Genomic DNA, 25,782 nt, shown 5'->3' with positions numbered 1-25,782 from the left:
CGGTGGACGTGTTGCTGCTGACCGTAGGCTCCTGCGCCTGTTCGAGTGACGGGTTTCCCTCCATTTCGATCTTACCAATGAATGAGGTGCTCCGTGGTGGATTAGCGGGCTTCCCGTGCGGGCATCACCAATTAAGGGAACTGTGCGGTTGAATTCCGAGCGAAATCGAATACGCGTGAATACCGTGGAGGACGACGGTGGAGGACACGACGGCCGGAGACCGGTCATTGATCTTGGGCGAGGATTCTCTCGACCCGCGAACGGTGGCAGAGGTCGCCTCCCGTGAGCTCCGCGGCGGGATACGGCTGTCCGACGGGGCGGCCGAGCGGGTCGACGGCAGCGCGGCGCTGCGCGGGGAACTGGTCGAGGCCGGACAACCCCTGTACGGGGTGACCACCGGTTTCGGTGACAGCGCGCGCCGGGTGGTGTCCGCGGACAAGGCGGTGGAGCTGCAACTGGGCCTGGCCGAGTACCACTTGGCGGGGGTCGGTCCGCAGACCCCGCCGGAGGTGGTGCGGGCGGCGATGCTGATCCGGGCCAACTGCTTGGCCAAGGGCGCCTCCGGGGTCCGGCGCGGCCTGGTCGAGCTGCTGCTGTCCTGTCTGGAGAACGACCTGGTTCCCGTTGTGCCCCAGCGCGGTTCGGTCGGCGCGAGCGGTGACCTGACGCCGTTGTGCTACATCGCGAACGTCCTGCTGGGCCGGGGCGAGGTGGTGGTCGGGGGTGAACGGCGACCGGCGTCCGAAGCGCTGCGGGAGTGCGGGTTGACGCCGTGGGAGCCGGAGCCCAAGGAGGTGCTGGCGCTGATCAACGGCACGTCGTTCTCCTCGGCCTTCGCGGTCGTCGCGCTGCAGCGCGCCACCCGCCTGGCCCACGCCGCCGAGGTGTGCACGGCGATGGCCTGCGAAGCCCTCGACGCCGACCGCAGCCACTACGACCCCGTGATCCACGAGCACAAGCCGCACCCGGGGCAGCGGGCGAGCGCTGAAGCCCTGCTGTCGCTGCTGGACCGGTCCGGCCTGGTCGAGGACCACCCCGCGTCCCTGGGCGATGACGACCAGGTCGACGGCGACTACGAGGAGCTGGACCAGCCGATCCAGGAGCCGTACAGCCTGCGGTGCGCCCCGCAGGTGATCGGGGTGTTGCGCGACACCCTCGACTGGGTCGGCCGCTGGCTGGAGGTGGAGATCAATTCGGTGGACGACAACCCGCTGTTCGACACGCGCACGGGCCAGGCGTACAGCGGCGGCAACTTCTACGCGGGCCACGTCGGCCAGGCGATGGACTCGCTCAAGGTGGTGACGGCGTCCATCGGCGACCTGCTGGACCGGCAGGTCGCGCTGCTGGTGGACGAGCAGTACAACCGCGACCTGACCCCGAACCTCATTCCCCGCGTGGACGACGACGACCCGCACGCCGGGCTGCGCCACGGTTTCAAAGCCGCCCAGATCACCTGCTCCGCCCTGGCGGCCGAAGCGCTGAAGAACACCATGCCCGCCACCGCCTTCTCCCGTTCCACCGAGTGCCACAACCAGGACAAGGTCAGCATGGGCACCATCGCCGCCCGCGACGCGCACACCGTGGTGGAGCTGGTGGAGAACATCGCCGCGGTCCACCTGCTGGCCTCCTGCCAGGCGTTGGACCTCCGCGGCGCCGACCGGGCCGCGCCCGCCACGAAAGCCGTGCGCGACCTCGTCCGCGAACACGTGCCGCCGGTCGAGGACGACCGCGGCGTGGGAGGTGACGTCAGCGTCGTCGCACGACTGCTGCGCACCGGGGCCGTCATGCGGACCGGTGAGCGGTGAACGCCGGCCACAGCGCTCTCGGCGCGTCGACCGGCCTGCCGGAGGGCACCGGCGTGACGATGGGCGTGGAGGAGGAGTTCCTCCTGGTGAGCCGCGGTTCCCGGCTGCCGGTCGGCGACGCCGCAGCGGTGCTGGCCGGTGTGCCTCCCGCGGACCTGCCCGGTGAGAGCCGCGTGGTGCACGAGCTGTGGGACACCCAGGTCGAGGCGACCACCGGAATCTGCTCCGACCTCGCGCAGGTGCGCGACGAGCTCACCCGCAACCGCGCCGCGCTGCGACGGTCGGCCCGGTCACTGGGCCTGGAGCTGGTGCCCTCGGGACACCCGCTGTTCGGCGCCGAGACCGCGCCTCCCCGGTGCGACGGCCACTACGGGTGGATGAGCGAGACCTACGCCGGGGCCCTGGCCGACCAGGAGATCTGCGGCTGCCACGTCCACATCGGGCTCGGCGACCGCGAGATCGGCGTCGCCGTGCTCAACCACCTGGCACCGTGGTTGCCGACGCTGCTGGCGCTCACCGCCAACTCACCCTTCCGGCGAGGCCGGGACAGTGGGTTCCACAGCTGGCGGATGATGGTGCTGACCCGCCTGCCGGCCTCCGGCATCCCGCCGTGGTTCGGTTCGACCGCCGAGTACGACGCCGACCTGGCCCGCCTGCGGGAGTGCGGGCTGCTGCCCCCCGACCACGGCGGCCTGCGCCTGGCCCGCCTGTCCGACCACCTGCCCACCGTGGAGGTCAGGGTCGCCGACACCACGGCCACGACCGACGAGGCGGTGCTCCACGCTGCTCTGGTCCGCGGTCTCGTGCGCACCGCGCTGGGCGAGCTGGACGCCGGCCGGGAGGCCCGCCGCCTCGGGGACACCGTGCTGGGCGACGCGTTGTGGGCGGCCGCTCGACACGGCCTCGACGGCCCGGCCGTGGACCCGTGGAGCGGCACGCGCACAGCACCGGGCGCGATGGTGTCCCGCCTGTTCCGGCACGTCGAGGACGCACTGGCCGCGACCGGTGACCTCGACGAGGTGCGCACGCTGCTCCACGCGGTGCTCACCGGCGGCAACGGGGCCATGCGGCAGCGCCTGGCCGCTGTTCTGCACGGCGTGCCCGGCGCGCTCGACCTGCTCGTCCGGGACGCGGAAGGTGGGACACCGCCACCGGCCGGACCGGTGACACCACTCAGGAGGTGAGCGACGTGAACGACGCCCTGCTCGGAAAGCACCTGATCTACACCTACGACAGCGGATGGCGGTACGAGTTGTACGTCAAGAACGCCACCGGCATCGACTACCGCATCCACAGCGGGCCCGTCGGCGGCCGGTGGGTCAAGGACCAGGCCGTCCACATCACCCGCCTCGACTCCGGCGCCCACACCGTGTCCTGGACCGAACCCACCGGCACCTCGGTCGCCCTGGTCGTCGACCTGGAGCACCGCCAGTTGCACGGCGCGATCTTCTTCCCCCGCTGGGTGTGGGACGACCCCGCCGAGACCGCGTGCTTCCAGAACGACCACCTCGACCGGATGACCGCCCTCCGCGACGCCGGACCCACCTACCCGGTCGAGGTGGTCGACGAGGCCGCGCGGATCACCTTCGTCGACCAGCGGGACACCGACGACGACACCGTGATCGACCGCGCACCCGAGGACCTGCCCGACGGGTACGCCGACCGCACGCGGTGAACCGGCCGGCTCAGGCGCGCTGACCGGTCAGGTCCGCGCAGAGCTGGTCGATGAGCTCGGTGGTGACGTGGGGCATGACGGACAGGTGCGCGCGCCCGTCCACGTCGAGCAGGTGCCAGGCGCTCATGGCCTCGTCCTCGGGACGGTCGAACAGCACGACGTTGCCGCCGGGGAAGCGGGTCGGGTTGAGCCCCGCTTCCCCCAGGCGCCGGACCGCGTGCTCGGTGACCTCCAGGCAGTGCCGGACCCGTTCGGCGAGCCCGTCGCGTCCCAGTCCGCGCAAGGCATACCACAGCAGCAACGGCGACAGCGCGTCCCGGGACCCGCCGATCGTGTCGTCGTCGCTGCCCACCGCCACCCCCGGCCTGCGGATCGCGTCCGCGTCCACCTCGCGCACGAGGACCGCACTGCTGGGCAGGGGCGACCCGATGATCTTGTGGCCGCTGATCGACACGCTGTCCGCGCCGTCGGGGAACGACCAGGGGCGGCGTGGTCGACCGAACTCGGCGAGCGGCCCGCCGAACGCCGCGTCGGAGTGGACGAACACCCGGTCCACCCCCGCGTCGGTGGCGGCCCGCCGGATGCCGGGGATGTCGTCGACAGCGCTCCTGCCGGTGGTGCCGATGGTGGCGACCACGACCGCCGGCACGCCTCTGCTGCCGATCTCGTGCCCGAGCGCGGCGAGATCCAGCACGCCGCGCTCGTCGACGTCCACCGCCACGTAGGGCATGCGCAGGAGCTTCGCGATCTTCGGCATGGAGTAGTGCGCCTCGCGCGAGGCGAACAGCACGCCGTCCGGGTACCGCTCACGCGCCACGTAGGCCGCGAACAGGTTCGCCTCCGTCCCGCCGTGCGCCAGGTGACCGAACACCTCGTCCGGTGACCCGCCGGCGAGCTCGACGAAGAACGTCATCACCGCCTGTTCGAACGGCTTGGTGTCGAGCCCGTACTCGCTCGCCTGGTCAGGGCTGCCCGCGTTGTTGAGGTGCATCGACAGGAACGGGGCCAACGGGCCGTAGTCGAACTCCAGGTTGACCGGAAAACCGGTCATGTGCCGGGAACGCTCTTGGACCGAGGCCGCGAAGCGCTGCAACAGTTCGACGTCCGCGCCTCGGCGGGCGTCGCCGTGCACCGGGATCCGCAGTTCTTCCGGTGAGAACACGAAGACCACCTATTGGGCAGGAGCACCGTCGTCACCGCCGTGCTGCCCGCGCTCGCCCTGCGGCGGCAGACGATGTCGTTTCCGACATGGACCGTGTTCCATCATGCCGGGCAGACGACGGCCACCGTCAGCGCGAAACAGGTGAAATTCGATCCGCCCGTTCACGGACGCGGCTTCACACACCTGCGGCGCCGCGGCGAGGAATGGGCGACCCGTTGCTCCTCGCGGGTGAACCGCTGACCAGGCACTGTCCCAGCCGGGGTGTCCACTTCTGGTCCGAGCCGTTCCGCGCCCTTCTTCGTTCGCGATCGAGGTGGGATCTCGACTTTCGCCGGAAATTGGAATAGATCGACACCGGGGTGCGAGCTTCACCTAATCGAACCTGTTGTTCCCAGTGTGTTCCGAGTACGAATGAACACCGCCACTTGCAATCTTTGGAGGATTCATGTCACCTGTCGACTCAGCCGGCCGCTCGTTCACCCGAAGAGGGCTGGCAGCAGCGGCGCTGACAGCGTTGTTGCTGCCGTTGACCGCGCCGGCGCCCGCTCACGCGGCCTTGGTCAACACCTACACCAACCCCGGCAACTTCACCTTCACCGTGCCGGCCGGAGTCACCGCCGTCACCGTGCACGTCGTCGGGGCAGGCGGCGGGGGCGGTGGCAGTGGTTGGGGGTTCTTCCCCGTGCCCGGACCCGGTGGTGGCGGCGGCGGAGGCGGGGCGAACGCGACCTGCACGCTGGCCGTCACCGCGGGTGCCGTCCTGAAGATCTCGGTCGGTGCGGGGGGCACCGGAGGCGGTCCGCGCGAGGGCGTCTACCAGGCCAAGGCCGGCGCGTCCGGCGGGAGCTCCGGCATCACCATCGGCACGACCGTGCGGGCCAACGGTGGCGGCGGTCAAGGCGGGCAAGGTTCCCTCGGCGACAACACCGGCGGGGTCGGGGGCAACGGGAGCAGCTCGGCGAGCTGCAGCGGCACGGTGGTCACCACAACCCCCGGCGCTGCTGGAGCCACCGGAGGCAACGGTGTGCTGAGCAGCGGCGGAGGTCCAGGCGGTGCGCCCGGTTCGACGGTGCCCGCCGAATGCGCGGCCGGCACCGGACGAGGGGGCAACGGCGCCAACGGCGGTGTGTTCAACGGGTTCACCGGCGACGTCGGCAGCAACGGCTGCGTCGTCCTCAGGTACTGATCCGGCTCTGTCCGGACGAGGCCGCTGACCCTCCCTCCTCGCCGGTGTGGGGTCAGTGGCAGACCTGACTGATCAGGTCCGGTGCGGTAGGCAGGTGCCTGAGAGTTGAGCTCCGTGCCGCCGCCTGCGCCCACTCGGTCGGACAGTTCGGGCGGAACACCGCAGTGCCTCGTTTGTCGCAACGCCAGCCTGTTGACTGCGGGTAATCGCCCGAGAACACTGGGTGTTCCCGAGGTGAGGAGTGGTCTGGTGAAACTGCTGAAGAGGATTGTCCGTCGTCGCTTCGCCAAGCCCGGTTACTACGCCTACCCGGCGGTGTGATCCGGTCCTGTTTCCGGACCGCCCGCTCGGGCGACCCGGACCGGGAGCCGTCCGCGTGAGAGACCCGCGGCAGGCGTTGACCGCCGTGGCGCGGTCCGGGGGTGGCGTGGTCGAGCTGCGGCCCGGTACGTGGCTGGTGACCGATCCCGCCACCACCGAGCGCCTGCTGGCGAGCCGGCACGCCCTGACCGCCAGGACCGAGCAGGGCGCGGATGTCATCTCCTGGGGCGAGGACGGCCTGGAGCGGTGGATGGCGGCCCGCCGCGCCATGCGCCCAGGACTGACCGCGGCTGCCGCTGCCCGGTTCGAGCCGACCACCGGCTCGTACGCCCGACGGGCCGTCACCGGGTGGGCGTCGATGACGAGCATCGACGCGATGGCCGAAGCCACCCGCCTGATGGCGGCGGTCAACACCCACTACGTCCTGGGCGAACCGGCGCCGGCCATCACCGCCCTCGTCGGGAACGAGCTGTCGGCCGCGCAGCGGACCCGTTTCCCCGTGTCCCGCCGGTTGCCGCGCAGGCAGCTCGCCACGTACACCGCCCTGCGCACCCACCTGCGCGACCGAACGCCGGCCAGAGGACTCGTCGCTGACCTGGCCGCCGCGGGACTGGACGAGCGGAGCACCACGCTGGCGGTGCGGGCCATGCTGCTGTCCAGCCACCACGTTCCCGCCGCCGCCTTGGCGTGGGCGCTGCACGAGCTGTCCCGGTGTCCCGATCTCCAGCGGAAGATCCGCGACGAAGCCACCGCACTTCCGGACCCTGGCGCCGCTGACCTGCCCCTGTGCCGGGCGGTCGTCAGGGAAACCCTGCGCCTGCACCCGCCGATCTGGCAGCTGCGGCGCGTCCTGGACGCCCCCGTCCCCGGCTTCCCGGCCGGCGCCGAGGTGCTGTTCAGCCCGTACCTCAACCACCGCGACCCGGCAGTCCACCTCGACCCGGACCGGTTCGACCCCCACCGGTGGACCTCCGCTCCGCGCCCTTCCCCTGGCTCCTACCTGCCCTTCGGGCTGGGGCACCGCTTCTGCCCCGGCTCCCACCTGGCCACCGCCGAACTCACCGTCGTCCTCGCCGCGGTCCTCGCAGGTCACCACGTCCTGCCGCGCCAGACGCCCAAGCCGCTGCGAGGTGTCCTGAACGCACCGCACCGCCTGCGTGTGGCCCTGGTTCCGCGTCCCCGGTGAATCGGTGTTGTCGAAGTTCTTGGTCGCCTGTCCTCCTGCTCACGCGGACGATGACTGGAGAGCGCTCTCCCAAACAGCGTTCCGCTGGGCGCCGGGAAGTGTCAAGAGGGCTCGTTGACATCGCTGACCTGCGTTCGTAACATTCGTCGGCAGGGGCTGTGAGAGCGCTCTCCCGCATCTCTCGTCCCCAGTCGACCCTGCAGGAGACGCAATGTCCCGCCTCCGCTCCATCGGCACAGTCATCGCCGTACTCGTAGGACTCGCAGTAGTGCCGGGCCCGGTCAGCGCCGCACCCTCACTGCTGTCCCAGGGAAAACCCGCCACCGCCTCGTCGGCGGAGGGCGCGGGCACCCCGGCATCCGCTGCTGTCGACGGTGACGCCGGCACCCGCTGGTCCAGCGCGTGGAGCGACCCGCAGTGGCTGCGGGTCGACCTCGGCGCGTCCTCGTCCATCACCCGCGTCGAGCTCGACTGAGGGTGCCTACGCCACGGCGTTCGAGATCCAGGTCTCCGCCACCGGTGACGCGTGGACGCCGGTCCGCTCGGTCACCGGTGGCACCGGCGGCCGGCAGGGCTTCGACGTCAGCGGCACCGGCCGGTACGTCCGGGTCCACTCGACACAGCGCGCCAACGGTTACGGCGTCTCGCTGTGGGAGTTCCGGGTGTTCGGCGAGCAGGGTTCCACCCCGCAGCCGGGCACCGGGGTGCGGGTGACCGGCTCGCAGGGCAACTGGCAGCTGACCGTGGACGGCCGGCCGTGGACGGTGAAGGGCCTGACGTGGGGCCCGCCCGCCGCGGACGCCGCGCGGTACATGCCGGAGCTGAAGTCCATGGGCGCCAACACGGTGCGCACCTGGGGCACGGACGCCTCCACCCGCCCGCTGCTGGACGCGGCGGCGGCGAACGGGCTGCGCGTGATCAACGGCTTCTGGTTGCAGCCCGGTGGCGGTCCCGGTTCTGGCGGCTGCGTCAACTACGTGACCGACGCGCAGTACAAGGCGGACACGCTCGGTCAGATCCGGCAGTGGGTGACCGCCTACCGGGACCACCCCGGCGTGCTGATGTGGAACGTGGGCAACGAGTCCATCCTCGGGCTGCAGAACTGCTACTCCGGCGCCGAGCTGGAGAACCAGCGCGTCGCCTACGCCAAGTACGTCAACGAGGCCGCCCGCGCGATCCACGCGATCGACACCAACCACCCGGTGACCAACACCGACGCCTGGACCGGTGCGTGGGTGTACCTGAAGGCCCACGCTCCCGACCTCGACCTGTACGCGGTCAACTCCTACGGCAACGTCTGCAAGGTGCGGCAGGACTGGGTCGGCGGCGGCTACACCAAGCCGTACATCCTCACCGAGGCCGGCCCGGCCGGTGAGTGGGAGGTCCCCAACGACGCCAACGGCGTTCCGGCCGAGCCCACGGACGTCCAGAAGCGCGACGGCTACACCCAGGCGTGGAACTGCATCACCGGCCACACCGGCGTTTCCTTCGGCGGCACGCTGTTCCACTACGGCACCGAGTACGACTTCGGCGCCGTGTGGTTCAACCTGACCCCGGCGGGCAAGAAGCGGCTGTCGTTCTACTCGGTGCAGCGCGCGTTCGGCGGTGCGACGCCGGCGAACACCCCGCCGGTGGTCTCCGCGATGACCGTCCCGCAGACCGTCGCCGCCGGTGCGCCGCTCACGATCGACGTCGCGGCGTCGGACCCCGACGGGGACGGCATCGCCTGGTCTGCGGCGTTCAACAGCAAGTACGTCGACAACAGCGGCGGCCTCGCGAACGCGCCGGTGCGGGTGAACGGCAACCGGCTGACCGTGACCGCACCCGACCGGCTCGGCGTGTGGAAGGTCTACGTGATCGCCGAGGACGGCCGCGGCAACATCGGCATCGAGACGAGGTCCGTCCGGGTCGTGGCACCGCAGCCCGCCGGGGTGGACGTCGCGCGGGGCAAGGCGGTCACCGCGTCGTCGTACCAGCAGGTCGGTGACGGCGCCCCGTTCCCACCGGCCAACGCGGTCGACGGCAACGGCGCGACCCGCTGGGCCACCGACTGGGCCGACCCGCAGTGGCTGCGCGTCGACCTCGGCGCGGTGACGACGTTCCAGCACGTGCAGCTGGTGTGGGAGGGCGCGTTCGGCCGGGCGTACGAGGTCCAGGTGTCCGACGACGGCATGAACTGGCGTTCGGTGTACGGCACGACCACCGGCAACGGCGGCGTGGACTCGATCGACGTCACCGCGACCGGGCGGTACGTGCGGCTGTACGCCACCCAACGCGGAACCGGCTGGGGTTACTCGCTCTACGAGCTGGGCGTCTACCGCAGGTGATGCCCGGCGCACCGAACCGGCCCACGGCACCACGTGATCCGGTTAAGGTGCCGGAATGGCGGAGAGCGGATTCGTCGAGATCCACGGGGCCAACCGGGGCAACAACGTGTTCCTGCACCTGTTCGCCGTGGCGTTGATGCTCACCGGACCGATCGTCTACGCGGCCAACGACGGCGGCACCGTCGGCATCGTGCTCACCGCGGTGCTGGTGCCGCTGGGCATCTCCGTGTGGCGCGGGATCGGGCGGGCCGAGCGGCGGCTGCTGCGACTGGACGAGGTGGGTCTGCCCGCGACCGCCCACGTGCTGACCATGGAGCCGATCAGCGAGGACGCCACGGTCCGCGTCCGGCTCTGGATCAGCGGCCCCGACGTGCCCGGCTTCGTGGCCGAGCACGACGCCAGGTACGACCCGAGCCTGCGGCCGGGCAACGAGCTGGCCGCGACGGTCGACCCCGACGACCACCACGACTTCGAGCTTGACTACTAGGGCTGGGCACGGCCGGAAGCACAGCGGAATGGCATTCTTGAAAGCGCTAATACTATTTTCCGCCCTTTGCGGCTTGACGCTCTCGCTGATCTCGTGACCTGCGAGAAATAAATATTATCGTCTGGACGTCCCTCTTTTGGTCGAGCACTCTGCTGTGCACACCCGGCGCGCCGCCCGCCGTCCGTCGAGAACAGCCGAGGAGAGACGATGAACGGTTGCACCGCCGCCCTCAAGCTGGCATCGGTCGTGGCCCTGGCAGCCGGTCTGGTCGTGACCGCGCCCGTCGCGCACGCCGCACCCGATCCCGGTCAGCTGGCTGACGTCCTCGCAGACCGGCTCGGAGCCGCGAGCGCCGGGTCCTACGTGGACGGGGGAGGAAGACTCGTCGTCACGGTGACCGACCGGGCCGCGGCGGACACCGTCACCGCGACCGGTGCGCGTGCCGAGATCGTCAAGCACAGCGCGGCGACTCTCGGTGCCAGCGCCGCCGTCCTGGACCGCACGGCGCGGATTCCCGGCACCTCCTGGGGGATCGACCCCGCGAACAACCAGGTCGTGGTGTCCGCCGACGCGACCGTCACCGGCTCCGCGCTCGCCCGGCTGAGGTCCGTGGTCGGCGGTCTCGGCGACACGGCACGGCTGGAGCAGGTCAGCGGCTCGTTCCGGCCCACCATCACCGGCGGTGACGCCATCCTCGGCGGTGGCGTGCGGTGCTCGCTCGGGTTCAACGTCAAGACGCCCGGCACCAGCACCGCCTACCTGCTGACCGCCGGTCACTGCGGCAACCTCACGTCCACCTGGAGCACCTCCGGCGGTCAGGTCGTCGCGTCCCGCACGGGAACCAGCTTCCCCGGCAACGACTACGCCCTGTTCCGCTACACCAGCGGCATCAGCCGGCCCGGCTCGGTCAACCTGTACAACGGCTCCCAGCGCGACATCGCCCGCGCCGGCGACCCCGTGGTGGGGCAGACCGTCGGCCGCAGCGGCAGCACCACCGGGTTCCACCGGGGCAAGGTCACCGGCCTGAACGTCACGGTGAACTACGCGGACGGCACCACCGTGACCGGCATGATCGCGACGACGGTCTGCGTCGAGGGCGGCGACAGCGGGGGGCCGCTGTTCGCCGACAACACCGCACTCGGCCTGACCTCGGGCGGCAGCGGCAACTGCACCAGCGGCGGCCGGTCGTTCTACCAGCCCGTCACCGAAGCCCTCCGTGCCTACGGCGTGGCGATCTACTGACGTCCGCCGTCACTCCACAATGGATTCTTCAGCGTCGAGGAGCGTTCCATGACAGTCAACCGTCGCCGTCTTCTGCTGGGCAGTGCGGCTCTGCTGGCGGGCACCGCGGGTGCGACCGGTGCGGCCGGTACCGCCGCCGCGGCGCCGGCGGGGTTTCCCGACTACCGCTACCGCAGGCTCGCCCTGGTCAAGAGCAAGCTGCGGTACAACCCGACCGGTGAGCTGATCTTCCCGACGATCCGGGGCACGAAGGACCGCATCCCCGGCGCCAGGGCGGCCTACTACCTGTACTACGCGCCGCACGACGCACCGGGCGGGATCTGCCTGGCCTATGCCAACACCCTCGACGAGGAGTTCACCGAGTACCCGGGCAACCCGATCATCACCCGCAGCTGGCCCGGCGAGTACAGCGTGAGCCACGTGTCGTCCCCGCACGCGATGTGGAACGACGACGTCAAGCGCATGTACCTGTACTTCCACGGCGAGAACACCGTGACCCGGCTGGCCAGCTCCGCCGACGGCATCAACTTCCGCTACGAGAAGGAGGTCCTGTCCACCCGGCTGATGCCCGCGGGCACCACCGAGACCTCCTACGCCAGGGTCTTCCGCCACGACCTGCCCGCACGCGGCGCCCGCTACGTCATGGTCTTCATGACCAACAACAAGACCAACCACCGCGACATCGGCTGGGGCTGGTCACCGAATGCCCGCGACTGGACCTTCTCCCAGACCCCGCTCATCCGCCACCAGGACGTCGGCGCCGTCAACATCGGCGGACCCCACCTGCTCTTCCGCAACAACAGCGCCTACGTCGTCTACAACACCGACATCGGCAGCGGCGGCAACATCCTCATCACCGAACTCGGCCGCGACTTCACCCAGCGCCGCCACCTCGGCGTCTTCCACGACTCCCTCACCGGCGCACCCGACAACGGCCGCTCCGCCGCACCCTCGTTCGGCACCTACCAAGGCCACGAATACATGATCTACGAAGCAGGAGACCGGCTCGCGGGCAACATCGCCATCGCACGGGCGATCTGACGGCTTCGTCAGAGCCGCGCCGCGAACACCCACCGGTTGCTCGCCAGCGCGTCGTCGGGCTCCGGTCGCGGACCGCGCCCGAACTCCGCGGTGAAGTCGAACGGGGTCGTCACCCGCGTGACCCAGCCCCTGTTCGCGAGGTCGCCGGCGGAGTCCGGGCGCGGTTCGGCGTCGAACAGCCTGAGCAGGTCGACGCCGATCCGCTGCCTCGCCGCCGAGTACACGGCGCTGGAGCGGACCTCCGGCCGTTCCACGCCGAGCTTGACCTCGAACGCCATCGAGCTGCCCCGCGCGCTCAGCTCGTCGACGACGTCGATCACGCGCCGTTCCGCGTCGCCGGGCAGGTAGAGCAGCAGGCCCTCGGCGAGCCAGACGCTCGGCGCGGCGGGATCGAACCCCGCGTCGCGCAACGACGTCTTCCAGTCGTCGCGCAGGTCGACCGCGATCGGCACCCGGTGTGCGCGTGACCTCGCACCGAGGTCGTCGAGCACGTTCTGCTTGAAGCGCAGCACCGGGTCCTGGTCGAGCTCGAACACCACGCAGCGCCGCGGCCAGCCCAGCCGGAAGGCCCGCGTGTCGAGACCGGCGCCCAGCAGCACCACCTGCCGTGCCCCGGTCTGCGCCGACCGCAGCACGAAGTCGTCGAGCACCCTCGTCCGCAGGCCGAAGTACCGCCCGAGCCTGCCCCACAACGGGTCGTCGTCGCCGTCCGGGACCGCGTCGAGGCGCAGCGGCCAGTCCTCGCAGGTGCCGGCCGCGCGCACGAAGTGCTCGGCGTACTCGTCACGTGCGAGCGAGTCCGGCCGGTGGGTCTCGATGGCACGGGCCGCGGCGACCATGAGGGCGGTGCGCGCGACCCCGTGCTCTACGGTCTGGCTGCCGTGTCCGGTACCCGGCACCTGTCCTGCCTCTCCTGGTCGTGCCGCACCGGCGCCGACCACACGTCCGGGTCGGCCAGCGTCGTCAGCCGGGCGCCGTAGACGGTGGCCATGAACCGCTGGACCGTGTCGTCGGGCAGGTGCAGGCTCGTCGTGCAGTCGGTCAGCACGCTCACGTGGAAACCGTGCTGGAACGCCGTTCGCGCCGTGGTGTCCACGCAGACGTCGGCGTACAGGCCCGCGAACACCAGGTGCTCGACGCCCGTGCGGCGCAGGTGCTCCTCGAAACCGTCGCTGAGGAACGCGTCGAACCGCGCCTGCTTGGTGAACACGCGTTCTCCCGGCATCGGCCGCACCCGGTGGAACTCGGCTCCCCACGTGCCCTCCAGGCACTTGGGGCTCTTGCCGAGCACCAGGTCGCGCCGCCGCCAGCTCGGGCCCTGGTGCTCGACGTCGCCGTGGAACCGCACGAACAGCACCTCCACCGCCCGGTTCCTCGCCACGGCGACGGCACGGGCGGCGTTGCCGGCCACCGCGTCCAGCGCGGCGGGATCGCCCCGGTAGCGGGCGGCGACGGCAGGGCCGGTGCAGAAGTCGTTCTGCAGGTCGATGACGACGAGCGCCGTCGTGCTCACGCTTCGCCCGCCGGCACCGGTGCCGCGTGCCGGCCGCGATGACCCGGCTCCCGCAGCAGTTCGAGCACCGCGGCCACCACCTCGCCGGTCGAGTTCCGCCCGCCGAGGTCCGGGGTGCGCACACCCTGGTTCGCCACGGCGGTGAGAGCGCTTTCCGCACGCGCGATCGCACCGGTGGCCCCGGCGTGCCGCTCCGCGATCGCCGCTGCCGCGCGGATCGTCGCCGTCGGGTTGACGATGCCCAGGCCCTCCAGATCGTCGGCAGAGCCGTGCACCGTCTGGTACTCCACCAGGTTCTGCACGTCGGGGTGCAGGTGGAGGTTCTCGGTGCAGCGGTTCTCCTGGCGCTCGCGGCCCAGCCGGTCGAGCAGGACGACGTGCATGACGTCGGCCCACTCGTTGGACCCGATGACGACGCTGCGGGCGGGCAGTCCGTGCTCGATGATGTTGCGGTTGACCGTGTCCGGCTGCGCCAGCCGCAGGTCCACGCCGTGCCGCGCACCGATGTCGGCCACCCACTCGCCCAGCGCACCGTCGAGCAGGTGGAACTTGTAGGCCATGACGACCTGCCCCAGCGGTTCGCCCGGCCAGTACCGCCTGGCCTGCCGCAGCGCGGCGAGGACGACCTTCTCGGTGATCTCCCTGCTGAAGACCGTGGTGCGGCGCACGACGCCGGGCTCGTGGTGGTTCTCGCCGGTGTAGAAGCCCTGGGCCTGGTCGCGGACCAGGAGCAGCGAGGTGTCCCGGCCGGCGATGAGGTCGACCTTCACCGCCTGCAACCGTTCGCGGACCAGGTACAGCGACTGGGCGTTGATCGCGGTGCGGAAGATCGCGGTCGTGCCCGCGCGTGCCTGTTCGCGGCAGAACTGCTCGTAGTGGTCGGCGTCCTGCCCGGTCAGCAGCCCGACCTCCGCGATCCCGCTCGCCTCCGCCTTGAGGGAGAAGTACGAGTGGTAGAGCCTGGGGGAGCGGACGATGCGGACGTCCCCGAACGTGGTCACGACCCGTTCGAAGACGTCGGCGAGCTCAGGACCGGTGCCGCGGCCGACGGCGAGCCCGATGGTGGGGACCAAGGCGTTCCTCTCCTGCTCGTCGGCCGGTCAGACCCTGCTGGTGACCAGGTGGTCGCCGGGGATGCCGGTCTTCGCGGGGCTGTAGTAGTCCTTGATCCCGGCGACCCAGGTCGACACGGTGATCTCGTCGTCCGGCGTGGGCCCGAAGGCGTCGAACAGCGCGTGGATCGCGTCCTGCTCGAACCCGATCGCGGTCATGAGCGCCAGGAAGACGGGCCGTTCGATGAGCCCGTCGCCGTCCGGGTCGCCCAGGTCGGCGAGCGCCTCGGCGAACTCGCTGATCGTGTGGTCGAACCGCTCCGGCGCCAGCACGCAGGCCGTGAACTCCTCGAAGGTGATCGTGCCGTCGCGGTCGGCGTCCAGTTCGGTGACCAGGGTCTCCCAGTAGCGCTCGAACGCTTCGCGCATCGCGCTCTTGGCCGCCTGGCCTGACTGCGGTGCCGCCGCCACGACGTCGTCCGCCATGATCTCGAAGTCCTCGGCCTGGAGGTGGCCGTCCCCGTTGCGGTCGAAGAGGCTGAAGACGACCGCGACGCGGTCGAGGGCGTTGCTCTGCATTGCTGGACCACTCTTTCCGGGTGAACGTGATCAGGAACCGTGGCGACCGTAGCCCGGAGAAGGCACGCGACTGACCGGTCATGACCGCAAAGTGTGAATTTCGGCTGGAGCCGTCCGAATCCCCCGGATGTGGGTGTTGCTCCCGGGTCTCGGCACATCTGGAGCGCATGGTCGTCGTCGGAGGCGCACTGCCGGGTTCTTCCGTTACTGCGAACGATTCGCCTCGCCGCGGTCGTTCTCCCGATCGGGGGGCGGCCTGCGACGCACCGTGCAGGCGTAGACCGGCGCCCTTCGGGGTAGAGGAGATCGAGTTGCGGACAACCCCACCAGTGAAGGGCACACCGATGAGCGACAAGAACGTCCCCGCCGACGCGGCCGAGCAGGCCGGCGCGGTCCGCGAGAAGGCGACCGCCGTGGCCGCTCAGGTGAGCGAGAAGGCGACCGTCATCGCGGGCCAGGTCGGCGAGAAGGCCGGTGCGGTTGCCGAGCAGGTGAGCGGGAAGGCCGGTGCGGTTGCCGAGCAGGTGAGCAGCAAGGCCGGTGCGGTCGCCGAGCAGGTGAGCGGCAAGGCGAGCGCCGTCGCGGGTCAGGTCGGCGAGAAGGTCGGCGTCGTGACCACGCAGGTCGGCGTCACCGCCATCGAGGCGGTCGAGGCGCTGCCCGAGCCCGTGCGGCAGCGGGTCGAGCAGGGTGTCCGGCAGGCCCGGCAGCACCCGGCGGTGGTCGCGGCCGGTGCGGCGGCGCTCGTGCTGGTGCTGTGGAAGCTGCTGCGGCGGGGGCGGTGAACCGCCACTGACACCGAGGCGGAGTTCGGATGGGCTCACCGCCGGGTGCTGCCGGCGGTCACCGCCGCATCGACCGCGAGGTCGGTCACCAGGGTCATCGGCCGTGCCAGCCGCGCGAACGGCGCGACGAGGCCGACCAGCGGCACCGGTGGTGCCTCGTCGTCCGACTCGATCAGGTGCACCACCAGGTCGCGCCGCCGGAACACGGTGGTGCCACCTGAGGCGACGGTGATGCCGGCGAGCCGCCGGGCCAGTTCGCCGGCGTGCCCCGGCAGCGACTCGTACAGGACCGCTCTGCGCGGCAGCCGGCCGGTGCGGCCGTTGCCGGACGCCACCCGCATCACGGCGGTCGCCACGAACCAGCGGAGCCTCGCCTCGTCGGTCGCGTCGCGGTCGTGGACCAGGTGCGGCCGCAGCCGCTGCTCCAGCGCCTGGATGCGGGGTTGCCCCGCCAGGTGCTGGACGGCCTCCGAGGGCGGGCAGGTGATGTCCACGACCCGCACCACGACACGCCCTGCCATGAAGACCGAGGTGCGCTCCAGCGGCGCCCACCCGGTCTCCGGTCCGCGTTCGGGAAGGGCCGTGCACCGGGAGAGGAGCTCGGCCACGACCTCCTCCGACCCGGCCCGCACCGGGAACATCAACGCGTAGCGGTCCACGGTCCGGCTCCCCGTCATCGTGACCGCCGGGAAGCCGCCGCAATGGCCGCTGAGGAGCCGCTCGTTCATCGGAACAGCACCTGGTCGACCACAGCCGACAGGACGCCGGGACGGGGTGCGGTCGGACTGCGCCACGCGATGAACCCGTCCGGGCGGATCAGGACGGCGCCGTCGTCGGTGATGCCGCAGCGGCGGGCGAGGTCGCCGGTGGGGTCGAGCAGGGTGTCGCCGATGCGGTGGTGTTCGACCCCGGCACCGGAGGAGGTCGCGTCCGGCTGCCAGTCGGCGCCCGTGACGAGCACCAGGCCGCGTCCCATCAGGTCGACTGTGGACAGTGCGGTGCCGTTGTGCTCCAGGGGAACGTGCGGTGCGCGGCAGCCCGGCGCGGCGGTGGGGTGGTCGGGGTCCTCCACCGGGTGCGGAGCGGGGGTGTCGTCCGCGACGAAAGCGCCTTCGGGGTAGGTGTAGCCGAACATCGTCGCCCGTTGGCGGATGGCGCTCTCGCGCGCGTCTCCCGGTTTGCCGTTGACCAGGCCGTACCGCTCGACGGTCAGCGCGGTGGTGTGCCGGGCCACGGGGAGGCGTTCGGTCTCGTAGGTGGCCGGCAGTCCCGGGCCGGCCACGCCGCGGTGGTGCAGGCCGATCTTCCACGCCAGGTTGAAGGCGTCCTGGACAGCGGTGGCCACGCCGAAGGTGCCGACGGGCGGCATGGCGTGAGCGGCGTCGCCTGCGATGAACGCCCTGCCGACGTGCATGCGGTGGGCGACCTGGCCGGAGATCTCCCACGGCGTCTCGGACACGTGGTCGATGACGATCGGCAGGTCGCCGACGCCGATGGCCGTGCGCAGCAGGTGCACGCACCGCTCCTCGGTGAAGTCGGCGACGTCGTCACCCGGACGCAGGGAGACGGCGAACCGCCACCGCTTCGCGCCGTCGATGGACGTGAGGAACCCGTGCACGGCGGGGTTGCGCACGGTCAGCGCCACGATCTTGCGCCCGTCCAGCGGCTCGCGGAGGTCGGCGTCGAAGTAGATGTTGACCTTGCGTGCCAGGAGGTCCGAGCTGTCCTGCCCGACGCCGAGCATGCGGCGGACGGGACTGTGCGCGCCGTCCGCCACGACGAGGTGATCGGCGCGCACACGTTCTTCCCGCCCGGTGCGGTGGTCGCGCACCACCGCGACGACACCGTCGGGCCCGTTGTCCACCGCCACCACCTCCTGGTGGTAGCGCACGTCCGCGCCGGTCTCGACGGCGTGTGCGCGCAGCAGTGGTTCGAGCTGGTTCTGGTCGATCGCGGCCCACCGGCAGGGGCTCAGCGAGTCAGGGCCGGTGTCGAGGCGGTTGGGCAGCCGCAGCAGTTCCGGGCCCGCCACGGTCTCGGCGTGCGCGACGACGGTGTGGTCGGCGATCGGTGACCGCACCTGCCCGATGGCCTCCTCCAGGCCCACGGCCCGGTAGAGCTCCATCGTGCGCGGGTTGAGCGCACGGGCCCTGGGATCGGTCGACGGTTCGGGGTGGCGCTCCACCAGCACGGTCGGCACGCCGTACCAGGAGAGGAACACGGCGGCGGACAGGCCGGTCACGCCGCCGCCCGCGATCAGCACGGGAACGTCAGACATGGCGCTCCCACCGGTAGAACTCCTGCGCCATCGCATCCTTGGGCTCACGCCACGTGTCGGGGTCGTAGGCGGAGACGAACGGGCTCAGCTCCTCGCTGATCCGCCGGAAGCGGGGGTCGTCGCGATGCGCGCTCACCGCCTCGGGCAACGGGCGGTCGCTCTCCACCAGGTGCAGGTAGAGCTCGCCGAACCGGAACAGGCTGCGCCCTCGCACGCCGAGCGCGGTGGGCAGGCCGGAGTGGTCGTCGGAGCCGGCGAACACGGCGGCGACCTCGTCCGCGGCCTCTGGCACCATGCGGGCGACGATCAGTGTGCGGTGCACGCGACCTCCTCGACCTTCCGCTTGATCAGGGACATCTGGACGCGGCTGTTGGCGTTGATGCGCTTGGTCATCGCGGCGTCGTCCATGGGGGCGTCGGGTTTCATCGCGAAGTCCTGCACCCAGCGCATGCGCACGCCCGTGTCCAGCTGTTCGTAGGTCCAGCGGATGTGCATCCGCTCGAACGGCCCGGTCTCGACGCGCCGGGCGGTGACCGTCCTGGTGGCCCGGTCCGCGACGCGCTCGGACACCCAGCTCCACACCCGGCCTGCCTCGTCCGGGTGCATGGTGAGGCGGAACAGCACGCGGTCACCGTCGCGTTCGAGCACCTCGGCCGAGGCGTACTCGCTGAACAGCTCCGGCCAGTGCTCGACGTCGTTGGTGCGTTCCCACACCAGCTCCATCGGCGCGTCGATGACGATCTCGTTCTCGGTGTGCCCGCTCATCCTCAGGCCCTCCCCGGCAGCAGGGCCAGCAGTTCGCGCGGCGACTGGTGCGTCAGCAGCTCGGCGTCCTTGGCCACGCCGTGGTCGCGTTGCAGCTCGGCCAGCACGCCCATCACGCCCAGGGAGTCCACGCCGAGGTCGTCGAAGGTGCGGCCGGGGTCCGTGACCTGCTCGCTCGTCACGGGAACCCCGGTGCACCGGCTGATCAGCGCTGCCAGGTCGTCGGGGGAAAGTCGGGTGTCCACGTCACACACCTCCGATGGTCGGTGATTCCGGGTGGCGCAGCACGAGCGCCGAGTTCCCGCCGTACACGCCGCGGGACAGCACCAGGACGGTGCACAGGTCGACCGGACGTGCGGCGCCGGTGACCAGGTCGAGGTCGAACCGGCAGTCGCGCACGCCGGGGGTGGGCGGCACGAGGCCGTGTTCGAGGGCCAGCACCGCGGCGGCGACGTCGAGCACGGCCGCTGCGGCGTAGCAGCGCCCGTACCCGGCTTTGGGCGCGGTCACCGGCACCCGGTTCGCGCGCTCGCCCAGCAGCAGGTGCAGCGCCTCGGCTTCGGCGGCGTCGGCACACGGGTCGGCCATCGCGTCGAGGAACACCGCGTCCACGTCGTCGGGGGTCAGCCCCGCCTCGGCCAGCGCGCCCGTGGCGGCCCGCAGCAGTCCCTGCGTCGACCGGTCGAACCGCCGCCGGCCGGTGTAGGTCGCGCCGTGCCCCGCCACCACCGCTTTCACGGTGGCGCCCCGCTGGTGCGCGGCGCCGGCGTCCTCCACGACGAGGATGGCGCCGCCCTCGGCCGGTGCGAACCCGCCGGCCCGCTCGGTGAACGGCTGGTAGGCCGCTGCCGGGTCACCGGACGTGCTGAGCAGCCCCAGCCCGAGCTGGCAGCACATCGCGTACGGGCAGAACGGGGCCTCCGCGCCGCCGACGAGCATGGCCCGCGCGCCTCGGCGCAGCTCACCGCCGGCAGCGGCGAGGACGTCCAGGCCGCCCGCCTCGTCGGCGACCAGCACCCCGGACGGGCCGCGCAGGCCGTTGCCGATGGAGACCTGACCGGAGCACGCGGCGTAGAACCAGGCGATCGACTGGTAGGGGCCCACGTGCGCGGGACCGTTCCGCCACAGCCGTTCGATCTCCCGCTGGCCGAACTCCACACCGCCGCTGTAGCTGGCCGTCATCACGCCGAACTCGAAGGGGTCCACCTCCGCCGGGTGCAGCGCGGCATCGCGCAGCGCAAGGTCGGCGGCGGCGAGGGCGAAGTGGGTGAACCGGTCGGTCTGCACGGTGATCCGCGGGTCGACCCACCCGGCCGGTTCGAACCCGGTCACCTCGCCCGCCACGGTGACCGGGTAGGGGTTGGGCTCGAACCGCCCGATCGGTGCCAGCGCCAGCTGCCCGTCCCGCACGGCGGCCCAGAACTCGCCGACCCCGAGTCCGTTCGGGGCGATCACACCGAGACCGGTCACGACGGGCGCCGGACCGGTGGTCGCGGGGCTCACGGCCGTCCCGCTCTCGTCAGCACCACCGCGGACTGGAACCCGCCGAAGCCGCTGCCGACCGACAGCACCACGTCCAGCCGGCGTTCCCTGGCGGTGTGCGGCACGTAGTCCAGGTCGCACTCGGGGTCCGGCGTGTCCAGGTTGGCGGTCGGCGGGACCACGCCGTGGACGAGGGCCAGCGCGCAGGCGGCCAGCTCGATGGAGCCGATCGCGCCCAGCGAGTGGCCGATCATCGACTTGATCGAGCTGACCGGCACCTGGTGCGCGCGCTCGCCCAGCAGCCGGTGGAACGCGGCGGTCTCGTGCCGGTCGTTCTGCCGGGTGCCGGAGCCGTGCGCGTTGATGTAGCCGATCTCCTCTGACGCCACCCCGGCGTGGTACAGCGCGCGCCGCGCGGCCTCGGCCATCTCGACGCCCTCCGTCGTCAGGCCGGTCATGTGGTGGGCGTTGCTGCGGGTGGCGAACCCCTCGACCTGCGCCAGCACCTCCGCGCCCCGGCGGCGGGCGTGGCCGAGCTCCTCCAGCACCAGCACGGCCGCGCCCTCACCGAGCACGAACCCGTCCCGGTCGCGGTCGAACGGGCGGGCCGCGTGCGCGGGGTCGTCGTTGCGCGTCGAGGTCGCGCGGATCGCGTCGAAACACGCCACCGTGATCGGTGAGATGGGGGATTCCGAGGCTCCCGCCACCACCACGTCGGCCCGGCCGTCCTCGATGAGGCGGGCGCCGTGGCCCACCGCGTCCAGTCCGGCCGTGCACCCGGTCGACACCGTCCGCACCGGCCCGCAGGCGCCGACCCGGTCGGCGACCTCCGCGGCCAGCGCGGCGGGGGACAGGGCGCAGTGCAGGAACGGCGAGGCCGCGCCCGCGTCGACCACCCACTGCTGCCCGCGGCGCGAGGTGGCCACGTAGTCCTGCTCCAGCAGCGTCGTGCCGCCCACGGCGGACCCCATGCAGACACCCAGCCGCCACGGGTCGGTGACGGGCACCTGCGCCTGTCGCCACGCCTCGTCGGCGGCAACGGCGGCGAACTGGACGTAGCGGTCCATCCGGGCGATCTCCGCGGCGGTCAGGCCCGCGTGCACCGGGTCGAAGTCGCACTCGGCGGCGATCCTCGACCGGAACTCCTCCGCGGCGAACAGGGTGATCGGCCGGGTGGTGGTGCGCCCGGACGTGATCAGCTCCCAGAAGGCCTTCGTCCCGATGCCGCCCGGTGCCACCACCCCCAGGCCGGTGACCGCCACCCGGCGCGTCACGACTCGTGCTCCGTGTCCACGTGCCCCAGCTCCGGCCGGGGCGCCAACGGGGACAGCTGGAACACCACGCGGGCCGGTGACGTCCCGGGGTTGCGGAGGCGGTGCCGCACCCCGATCGGCACCAGGATCGCCTGGTCCGTGCGCACCTCGTGCGGCACGTCGTCCAGGTCCAGCACCACAGAACCCTCGACGACGTAGAGGAACTCCTCGGAGTACGGGTGGTAGTGCTCGTTCACCTGTTCGCCCGGCCCGACCAGCACGACACCCATGAACCCGGAGGTGGCACCGACCGTCGCGGGGCCGAGCAGGACGCGGATGTCGCCACCGCGGCGGGTGTTGGGCGCGGCGTCGTCCTGGCTGACCGCGCGGTGGAGCTGGCCGGTCATGCCACCGCCCCCACCACGCGGTCGGTCACCAGCGACATCGGGCAGGCCTGGTGCACCAGCGGCGCCAGCCTGTCGGCGAGCGGCACGACAGGCATGCCGTTCGAGGACTCCACGAGGTGCACGACCATGTCCCTTCGTAGGAAAACCGTTGTGCCGCAGTCAGAATCCGACCCCGCGGAGGCGAGCAGCCGAGCCACCTCACCGGCCCGGCCCGGCAACGCCCGGTAGAACGCCGCCGCACGGGGCAGGTGACCGGGACTGCCGTCGCGGGAGGCGACCAGGCGCATGACCGAGCCGGCCAGGAAACGCCGCCTGCCGTCGTCGTCGGACAGGTCGCGGTCCTGCACCAGGTGTGGCCGCAACCGCTGCTCCACGGCCTGGATCTGCGGCTGCACGGCCAAGTGCCGGATCGCCTCCCCCGGCGGGCAGGTGATGTCCACGACCCGCACCACCACCGGCCCGACCATGAAGACCGACGTGCGGCTCAGCAGCGGGCGCGCGGCCTGCGGCCGGCCGGGCGGGGGTCCGGCGTAACCGGCCAGGATCTCGGCCACCGCCGCCTCCGACTCCGGGCGCACCGGGAACGTCAACGCATAGCGGTTCACGACTTCGCCTCCAGCAGTTGTCGTACGGCTTCGGTGCCCTGCGCGGTGGTCAGGCGGACGTGGTAGCGCGAGGACTCCCGCGTCGTCGCGCACGCGACCAGCGGGGCCGCCAGCCGCCGGTGGTCGGCGCCGCGCTCCCACGCGTGGAAGTGCGCGGCGCTCGACCACTCGCTGGTGATCATCCAGTCCTCCGGGTCGTCCTCGGACTGGCACAGCTGGTCGCCGAGGTAGCCCTCCACTTGCGACACCTGGAACCTGATCCCCCGGTAGGCGTCGAGGAAGCGGTCCTGCTCCGCTTCCGGGACCCGCAGGCGGAAGACCACCCGCAGCCGGTCGCGTTCGGATGTCTGGTGCTCCGCCGTCGACACCATCTCGTCTCCTCAGTGTGCACAGGATGAACGGGCAACCGCGTAGTCACCGAGCGTTGATCTGCCTGCGCCCGCCAGCAAGCCGGGGTCGGGCGTCAGGCAGAAGATCCACCCGATCGAGAGGACAAACCTCGGGATTCGGTCAGGAAGCCGGGTCCGGCTCGGAGGCGATCCGGCAGGCGTGCGAGGCCACCTCGCGCTCCACGCCCTCGGCGCGCAGCATCCGGAGGCACGTCCTGACGTCTTCCCTCTTGCCCGTCTTCGCGATCTTGCACGCCTTGAGCACGTTGCTGGTCGCCTCGTGCCCGTTCTCCATCACGTGGTCGATGCAGATGCCGGGGTCGGCCTGGGCGGGCGGCCCGATGAACGAGAACAAAGCCGTGGCGGTGAACACCATGCCGGTCAGACCGGCCGCTCGGGACAAACGCGACATCGGGTCGTCCTCTCCTGATCGCGCCGAACACGGCGCTGCGCCGACACCCGGCCGGGCGCCGGTCGCCATCGAGTACCTCAGGACGCGTCCGACAAGCCGATCCGGCCGGCCCAGCCCTCGATCGAGCGCAACGCCGCCCGTTCGAGGGAGGACGCTCCTCGCGGCGTGCGCGGCGGGTTGATCACCACCGCGTTCGGCAGCCCGATCGAGCACGGAATCCACTGCACGGGTGGGGGTTGCCGACGACGGCGGGAACCACTGTCCCAAGAGGATCGAGTGCCAGAGGATGAGCGACAGCACCGCGAGGTGCACCAGGTCCGGTCGCTGCGAAGGACCACCGGGGTGGGGCCGTGCTGGAACGTTTTCCCGCCACCGCAAGGGTTGCCGCAGCGCGGCTGAACGAGCACGCCCCGAGCACCGGGACCCCGTCGCTCAGGACGAGGGTGCGGGCTGTGCGCCGGGACCGGGCTGGGCCCGGATGTCCCCGATGTCGCCGACCTGGTGCCCCTCACCGCAGCGGATCTCGGTGCCGACCGGTGCGCCGCAGTCGCGGTGGGTCAGCACGACCGTGGGCCCGTCCGGGCTGGGCAGCCAGCGGTCGGCCCAGGTGAGCAGGCTGATGATCGCCGCGGCCAGGTCCCGCCCCTTGCCGGTGAGCCGGTACTCGTGCCGGCCGCGGGAGCCGGCGTCGTGGTAGGCGACCTTGGTCAGGATGTCCTGGGCGGTCAGCTCCCGCAGCCGGGCCGACAGCACGCCGCGGGTCATGCCGGTGTGGCGCAGGAAGTCGTCGAAGCGGCGGGTGCCGTAGAACGCCTCCCGCACGATCTGCCCTGCGCTGCGCGGCACGAGCACGTCCAGGGCGCGTTGCGCGGAGTCCGGGTCGAGCCGCCACGCCTCGCGGTCCCACCGCAGCTCGCGCGCGTCGTCGGTGGACTGCGCCTGCTGTGCGGCGGTGGCACCGGTCTGGTCGGGCTGCATGCGCGCACTCTGTCACAGGCGGCGTGCGCTACCTTGCTGAGTATGGTCAACAGTACTCAGCCCGTGCGGCGGTTCGTGGCGCTGGGCGACAGCCTCACCGAGGGAGTGGGCGACCCCCGCCCGGACGGGAGCCTGCGGGGCTGGGCGGACGTCCTGGCCGGCGAGCTCGACCACGCCTGGCCCGGCCTGCGGTACGACAACCTCGCCGTGCGCGGGTGGTGCGCGCGGCACGTGCTGGAACACCAGGTGGAGCCGGCGCTGCGGCTGAAGCCCGACCTGGTCAGCGTCATGGTCGGCGCCAACGACGCGTTCGACCGGACCGGCTTCGACAGCACGGCGGTCGGCCGCGCGCTGTCCGACACCGTGGCCGCCCTGCGCGACGGTGGCGCCCGCGTGATCATGGCGACCCTGCCAGACATCACCCGCCGCTGGCCGGGACCCGCGAACCTGCACCAGGCGACGCGCTCGCGGTTCCGGCACGTCAACGACCTCGTGCGCACGATCGCGGACCAGCACGACGCGGTCATGCACGACCTGTGGCACGACGAGCGCACCTACGCGCCGCGCATGTGGTCCATCGACCGCGTCCACCCCGGCACCCACGGCCACGCGGGCATCGCCCACACCTTCGCCGAGCTCCTCGTCGGCCGCGCCCGCACGCCCTGGCTCCCCGCCGGACCACCGGTCAGCGCGGCACAGCGGCTGGCCGAGGTCCGTTCGCTGTACGCCATCGTCCGGTCCGACTTCCGCCGCAGCCTGCCCAGTCAGCTCCCACGCGGCCGGTGGGACGCGATCGGCCCGGGCCACTTGACGGGACCGTAGACTGTTGAATTGAAGAATTCTTCAAGTCGA

General features: G+C 71.6%; 30 protein-coding genes and 1 pseudogene. 13 read left to right on the top strand and 18 right to left on the bottom strand.

All coding sequences use genetic code 11. From position 1 onward, the window contains the following. Positions 1–263: 263 nt before the first annotated feature. Genes ACZ7CD_RS33280 through ACZ7CD_RS33270 form a run of 3 tightly spaced genes read left to right on the top strand, consistent with a single transcriptional unit; the run spans position 264 to position 3,480 of the window. A complete protein-coding gene (locus ACZ7CD_RS33280) occupies positions 264–1,805 on the top strand; it encodes an HAL/PAL/TAL family ammonia-lyase (RefSeq protein WP_470371970.1) in 1,542 nt (513 codons plus the stop codon). Beyond that, positions 1,802–2,989 (top strand): carboxylate-amine ligase, encoded by a 1,188-nt coding sequence (locus ACZ7CD_RS33275; RefSeq protein ID WP_360388420.1) that lies wholly within the window; start codon positions 1,802–1,804, stop codon positions 2,987–2,989. The genes ACZ7CD_RS33280 and ACZ7CD_RS33275 overlap by 4 nt, the downstream gene beginning before the upstream one ends. A 5-nt stretch (positions 2,990–2,994) precedes the next feature. Continuing rightward, positions 2,995–3,480: a phenolic acid decarboxylase gene (locus ACZ7CD_RS33270; RefSeq protein WP_360388417.1), complete on the top strand. Its 486-nt coding sequence runs from the start codon at positions 2,995–2,997 to the stop codon at positions 3,478–3,480. Between the two features lie 10 nt (positions 3,481–3,490). Here the strand turns inward: ACZ7CD_RS33270 and ACZ7CD_RS33265 are convergent, their stop codons facing one another. Continuing rightward, on the bottom strand, positions 3,491–4,642 hold the full coding sequence (locus tag ACZ7CD_RS33265) for a histidine decarboxylase (protein ID WP_360388414.1): 1,152 nt from the start codon (positions 4,640–4,642) through the stop codon (positions 3,491–3,493). A 39-nt stretch (positions 4,643–4,681) separates the two neighbouring features. Here ACZ7CD_RS33265 and ACZ7CD_RS33260 point away from each other — a divergent pair, with 39 nt between their 5' ends. From ACZ7CD_RS33260 to ACZ7CD_RS33225, 8 genes and pseudogenes are all read left to right on the top strand, one after another. Beyond that, complete coding sequence (locus ACZ7CD_RS33260; protein ID WP_470371969.1) at positions 4,682–4,882, top strand: hypothetical protein; 201 nt, start codon at positions 4,682–4,684, stop codon at positions 4,880–4,882. Positions 4,883–5,087: 205 nt separating this feature from the next. Continuing rightward, positions 5,088–5,828, top strand: coding sequence for a glycine-rich domain-containing protein (locus tag ACZ7CD_RS33255; RefSeq protein ID WP_360388410.1), 741 nt, complete (start codon positions 5,088–5,090; stop codon positions 5,826–5,828). A gap of 376 nt (positions 5,829–6,204) precedes the next feature. Next, positions 6,205–7,335 (top strand): cytochrome P450, encoded by a 1,131-nt coding sequence (locus ACZ7CD_RS33250; RefSeq protein ID WP_470380470.1) that lies wholly within the window; start codon positions 6,205–6,207, stop codon positions 7,333–7,335. A 211-nt stretch (positions 7,336–7,546) separates the two neighbouring features. Next, positions 7,547–7,931, top strand: a pseudogene (locus tag ACZ7CD_RS33245) (discoidin domain-containing protein); the annotation flags it as partial. 216 nt (positions 7,932–8,147) lie between these two features. Next, entirely contained in the window at positions 8,148–9,662 is a 1,515-nt protein-coding gene (locus ACZ7CD_RS33240; RefSeq protein ID WP_470380507.1) for a discoidin domain-containing protein, read from the top strand. A 55-nt stretch (positions 9,663–9,717) separates the two neighbouring features. Next, complete coding sequence (locus tag ACZ7CD_RS33235; protein WP_470380469.1) at positions 9,718–10,149, top strand: hypothetical protein; 432 nt, start codon at positions 9,718–9,720, stop codon at positions 10,147–10,149. Between the two features lie 207 nt (positions 10,150–10,356). Beyond that, positions 10,357–11,391 (top strand): S1 family peptidase, encoded by a 1,035-nt coding sequence (locus tag ACZ7CD_RS33230; RefSeq protein ID WP_470380468.1) that lies wholly within the window; start codon positions 10,357–10,359, stop codon positions 11,389–11,391. A 48-nt stretch (positions 11,392–11,439) separates the two neighbouring features. Beyond that, positions 11,440–12,432, top strand: coding sequence for a hypothetical protein (locus tag ACZ7CD_RS33225; RefSeq protein WP_470380467.1), 993 nt, complete (start codon positions 11,440–11,442; stop codon positions 12,430–12,432). Between the two features lie 8 nt (positions 12,433–12,440). Here ACZ7CD_RS33225 and ACZ7CD_RS33220 read toward each other — a convergent pair whose 3' ends face one another. From ACZ7CD_RS33220 to ACZ7CD_RS33205, 4 genes are read right to left on the bottom strand one after another with little or no spacing between them, the layout of a single operon-like run. Beyond that, positions 12,441–13,331 carry a class I SAM-dependent methyltransferase gene (locus ACZ7CD_RS33220; protein WP_360401020.1) on the bottom strand — a complete coding sequence of 297 codons (891 nt, stop codon included), beginning with the start codon at positions 13,329–13,331 and terminating at the stop codon, positions 12,441–12,443. Next, on the bottom strand, positions 13,298–13,945 hold the full coding sequence (locus ACZ7CD_RS33215) for a cysteine hydrolase family protein (protein ID WP_458432101.1): 648 nt from the start codon (positions 13,943–13,945) through the stop codon (positions 13,298–13,300). The genes ACZ7CD_RS33220 and ACZ7CD_RS33215 overlap by 34 nt, the downstream gene beginning before the upstream one ends. After that, complete coding sequence (locus ACZ7CD_RS33210; protein ID WP_470376341.1) at positions 13,942–15,018, bottom strand: isocitrate/isopropylmalate family dehydrogenase; 1,077 nt, start codon at positions 15,016–15,018, stop codon at positions 13,942–13,944. Before ACZ7CD_RS33210 ends, ACZ7CD_RS33215 begins: the two co-directional genes overlap by 4 nt. A gap of 27 nt (positions 15,019–15,045) precedes the next feature. Beyond that, on the bottom strand, positions 15,046–15,576 hold the full coding sequence (locus tag ACZ7CD_RS33205; RefSeq protein ID WP_360401029.1) for an EF-hand domain-containing protein: 531 nt from the start codon (positions 15,574–15,576) through the stop codon (positions 15,046–15,048). A 344-nt stretch (positions 15,577–15,920) separates the two neighbouring features. Between ACZ7CD_RS33205 and ACZ7CD_RS33200 the strand changes: the two genes are divergently transcribed. Beyond that, on the top strand, positions 15,921–16,361 hold the full coding sequence (locus tag ACZ7CD_RS33200) for a hypothetical protein (RefSeq protein WP_470380466.1): 441 nt from the start codon (positions 15,921–15,923) through the stop codon (positions 16,359–16,361). A gap of 35 nt (positions 16,362–16,396) precedes the next feature. Here the strand turns inward: ACZ7CD_RS33200 and ACZ7CD_RS33195 are convergent, their stop codons facing one another. From ACZ7CD_RS33195 to ACZ7CD_RS33135, 13 genes are all read right to left on the bottom strand, one after another. Beyond that, positions 16,397–17,089, bottom strand: a complete 693-nt coding sequence (locus ACZ7CD_RS33195; protein ID WP_360401035.1) for a SchA/CurD-like domain-containing protein — start codon at positions 17,087–17,089, stop codon at positions 16,397–16,399. Next, positions 17,086–18,639 carry an FAD-dependent monooxygenase gene (locus ACZ7CD_RS33190; protein WP_470380465.1) on the bottom strand — a complete coding sequence of 518 codons (1,554 nt, stop codon included), beginning with the start codon at positions 18,637–18,639 and terminating at the stop codon, positions 17,086–17,088. Before ACZ7CD_RS33190 ends, ACZ7CD_RS33195 begins: the two co-directional genes overlap by 4 nt. Then, complete coding sequence (locus tag ACZ7CD_RS33185; RefSeq protein WP_360401041.1) at positions 18,632–18,961, bottom strand: TcmI family type II polyketide cyclase; 330 nt, start codon at positions 18,959–18,961, stop codon at positions 18,632–18,634. Before ACZ7CD_RS33185 ends, ACZ7CD_RS33190 begins: the two co-directional genes overlap by 8 nt. After that, the gene (locus ACZ7CD_RS33180) at positions 18,946–19,404 is read right to left on the bottom strand and encodes an SRPBCC family protein (protein WP_470380464.1); all 459 of its coding nucleotides are present in this window, start codon (positions 19,402–19,404) and stop codon (positions 18,946–18,948) included. The genes ACZ7CD_RS33185 and ACZ7CD_RS33180 overlap by 16 nt, the downstream gene beginning before the upstream one ends. A 2-nt stretch (positions 19,405–19,406) precedes the next feature. Beyond that, on the bottom strand, positions 19,407–19,649 hold the full coding sequence (locus ACZ7CD_RS33175) for an acyl carrier protein (RefSeq protein ID WP_470380463.1): 243 nt from the start codon (positions 19,647–19,649) through the stop codon (positions 19,407–19,409). Between the two features lies 1 nt (position 19,650). Continuing rightward, on the bottom strand, positions 19,651–20,907 hold the full coding sequence (locus tag ACZ7CD_RS33170; protein ID WP_470380462.1) for a beta-ketoacyl synthase N-terminal-like domain-containing protein: 1,257 nt from the start codon (positions 20,905–20,907) through the stop codon (positions 19,651–19,653). After that, on the bottom strand, positions 20,904–22,160 hold the full coding sequence (locus ACZ7CD_RS33165) for a beta-ketoacyl-[acyl-carrier-protein] synthase family protein (RefSeq protein WP_360401053.1): 1,257 nt from the start codon (positions 22,158–22,160) through the stop codon (positions 20,904–20,906). The genes ACZ7CD_RS33170 and ACZ7CD_RS33165 overlap by 4 nt, the downstream gene beginning before the upstream one ends. Continuing rightward, entirely contained in the window at positions 22,157–22,546 is a 390-nt protein-coding gene (locus ACZ7CD_RS33160) for a cupin domain-containing protein (protein WP_360401056.1), read from the bottom strand. The genes ACZ7CD_RS33165 and ACZ7CD_RS33160 overlap by 4 nt, the downstream gene beginning before the upstream one ends. Next, positions 22,543–23,151 carry a SchA/CurD-like domain-containing protein gene (locus ACZ7CD_RS33155; RefSeq protein WP_360401059.1) on the bottom strand — a complete coding sequence of 203 codons (609 nt, stop codon included), beginning with the start codon at positions 23,149–23,151 and terminating at the stop codon, positions 22,543–22,545. Before ACZ7CD_RS33155 ends, ACZ7CD_RS33160 begins: the two co-directional genes overlap by 4 nt. Then, positions 23,148–23,522: an antibiotic biosynthesis monooxygenase family protein gene (locus ACZ7CD_RS33150; protein ID WP_360401062.1), complete on the bottom strand. Its 375-nt coding sequence runs from the start codon at positions 23,520–23,522 to the stop codon at positions 23,148–23,150. Before ACZ7CD_RS33150 ends, ACZ7CD_RS33155 begins: the two co-directional genes overlap by 4 nt. A 139-nt stretch (positions 23,523–23,661) precedes the next feature. Further along, positions 23,662–23,952 carry a hypothetical protein gene (locus ACZ7CD_RS33145; protein ID WP_458432107.1) on the bottom strand — a complete coding sequence of 97 codons (291 nt, stop codon included), beginning with the start codon at positions 23,950–23,952 and terminating at the stop codon, positions 23,662–23,664. A 77-nt stretch (positions 23,953–24,029) separates the two neighbouring features. After that, positions 24,030–24,179: a hypothetical protein gene (locus ACZ7CD_RS33140; RefSeq protein ID WP_458432108.1), complete on the bottom strand. Its 150-nt coding sequence runs from the start codon at positions 24,177–24,179 to the stop codon at positions 24,030–24,032. A gap of 205 nt (positions 24,180–24,384) precedes the next feature. After that, positions 24,385–24,930, bottom strand: coding sequence for a winged helix-turn-helix transcriptional regulator (locus tag ACZ7CD_RS33135; RefSeq protein WP_470380461.1), 546 nt, complete (start codon positions 24,928–24,930; stop codon positions 24,385–24,387). A 42-nt stretch (positions 24,931–24,972) separates the two neighbouring features. On the opposite strand from ACZ7CD_RS33135, the gene ACZ7CD_RS33130 reads away from it, so the two are divergent. Then, positions 24,973–25,752, top strand: coding sequence for an SGNH/GDSL hydrolase family protein (locus ACZ7CD_RS33130; protein ID WP_470380460.1), 780 nt, complete (start codon positions 24,973–24,975; stop codon positions 25,750–25,752). Positions 25,753–25,782: the final 30 nt, after the last annotated feature.

This window comes from Lentzea sp. NPDC036949 (assembly GCF_055608075.1).
Note: the sequence above shows the minus strand (reverse complement) of the source record. Positions and strands in the feature narration are given on the sequence as shown.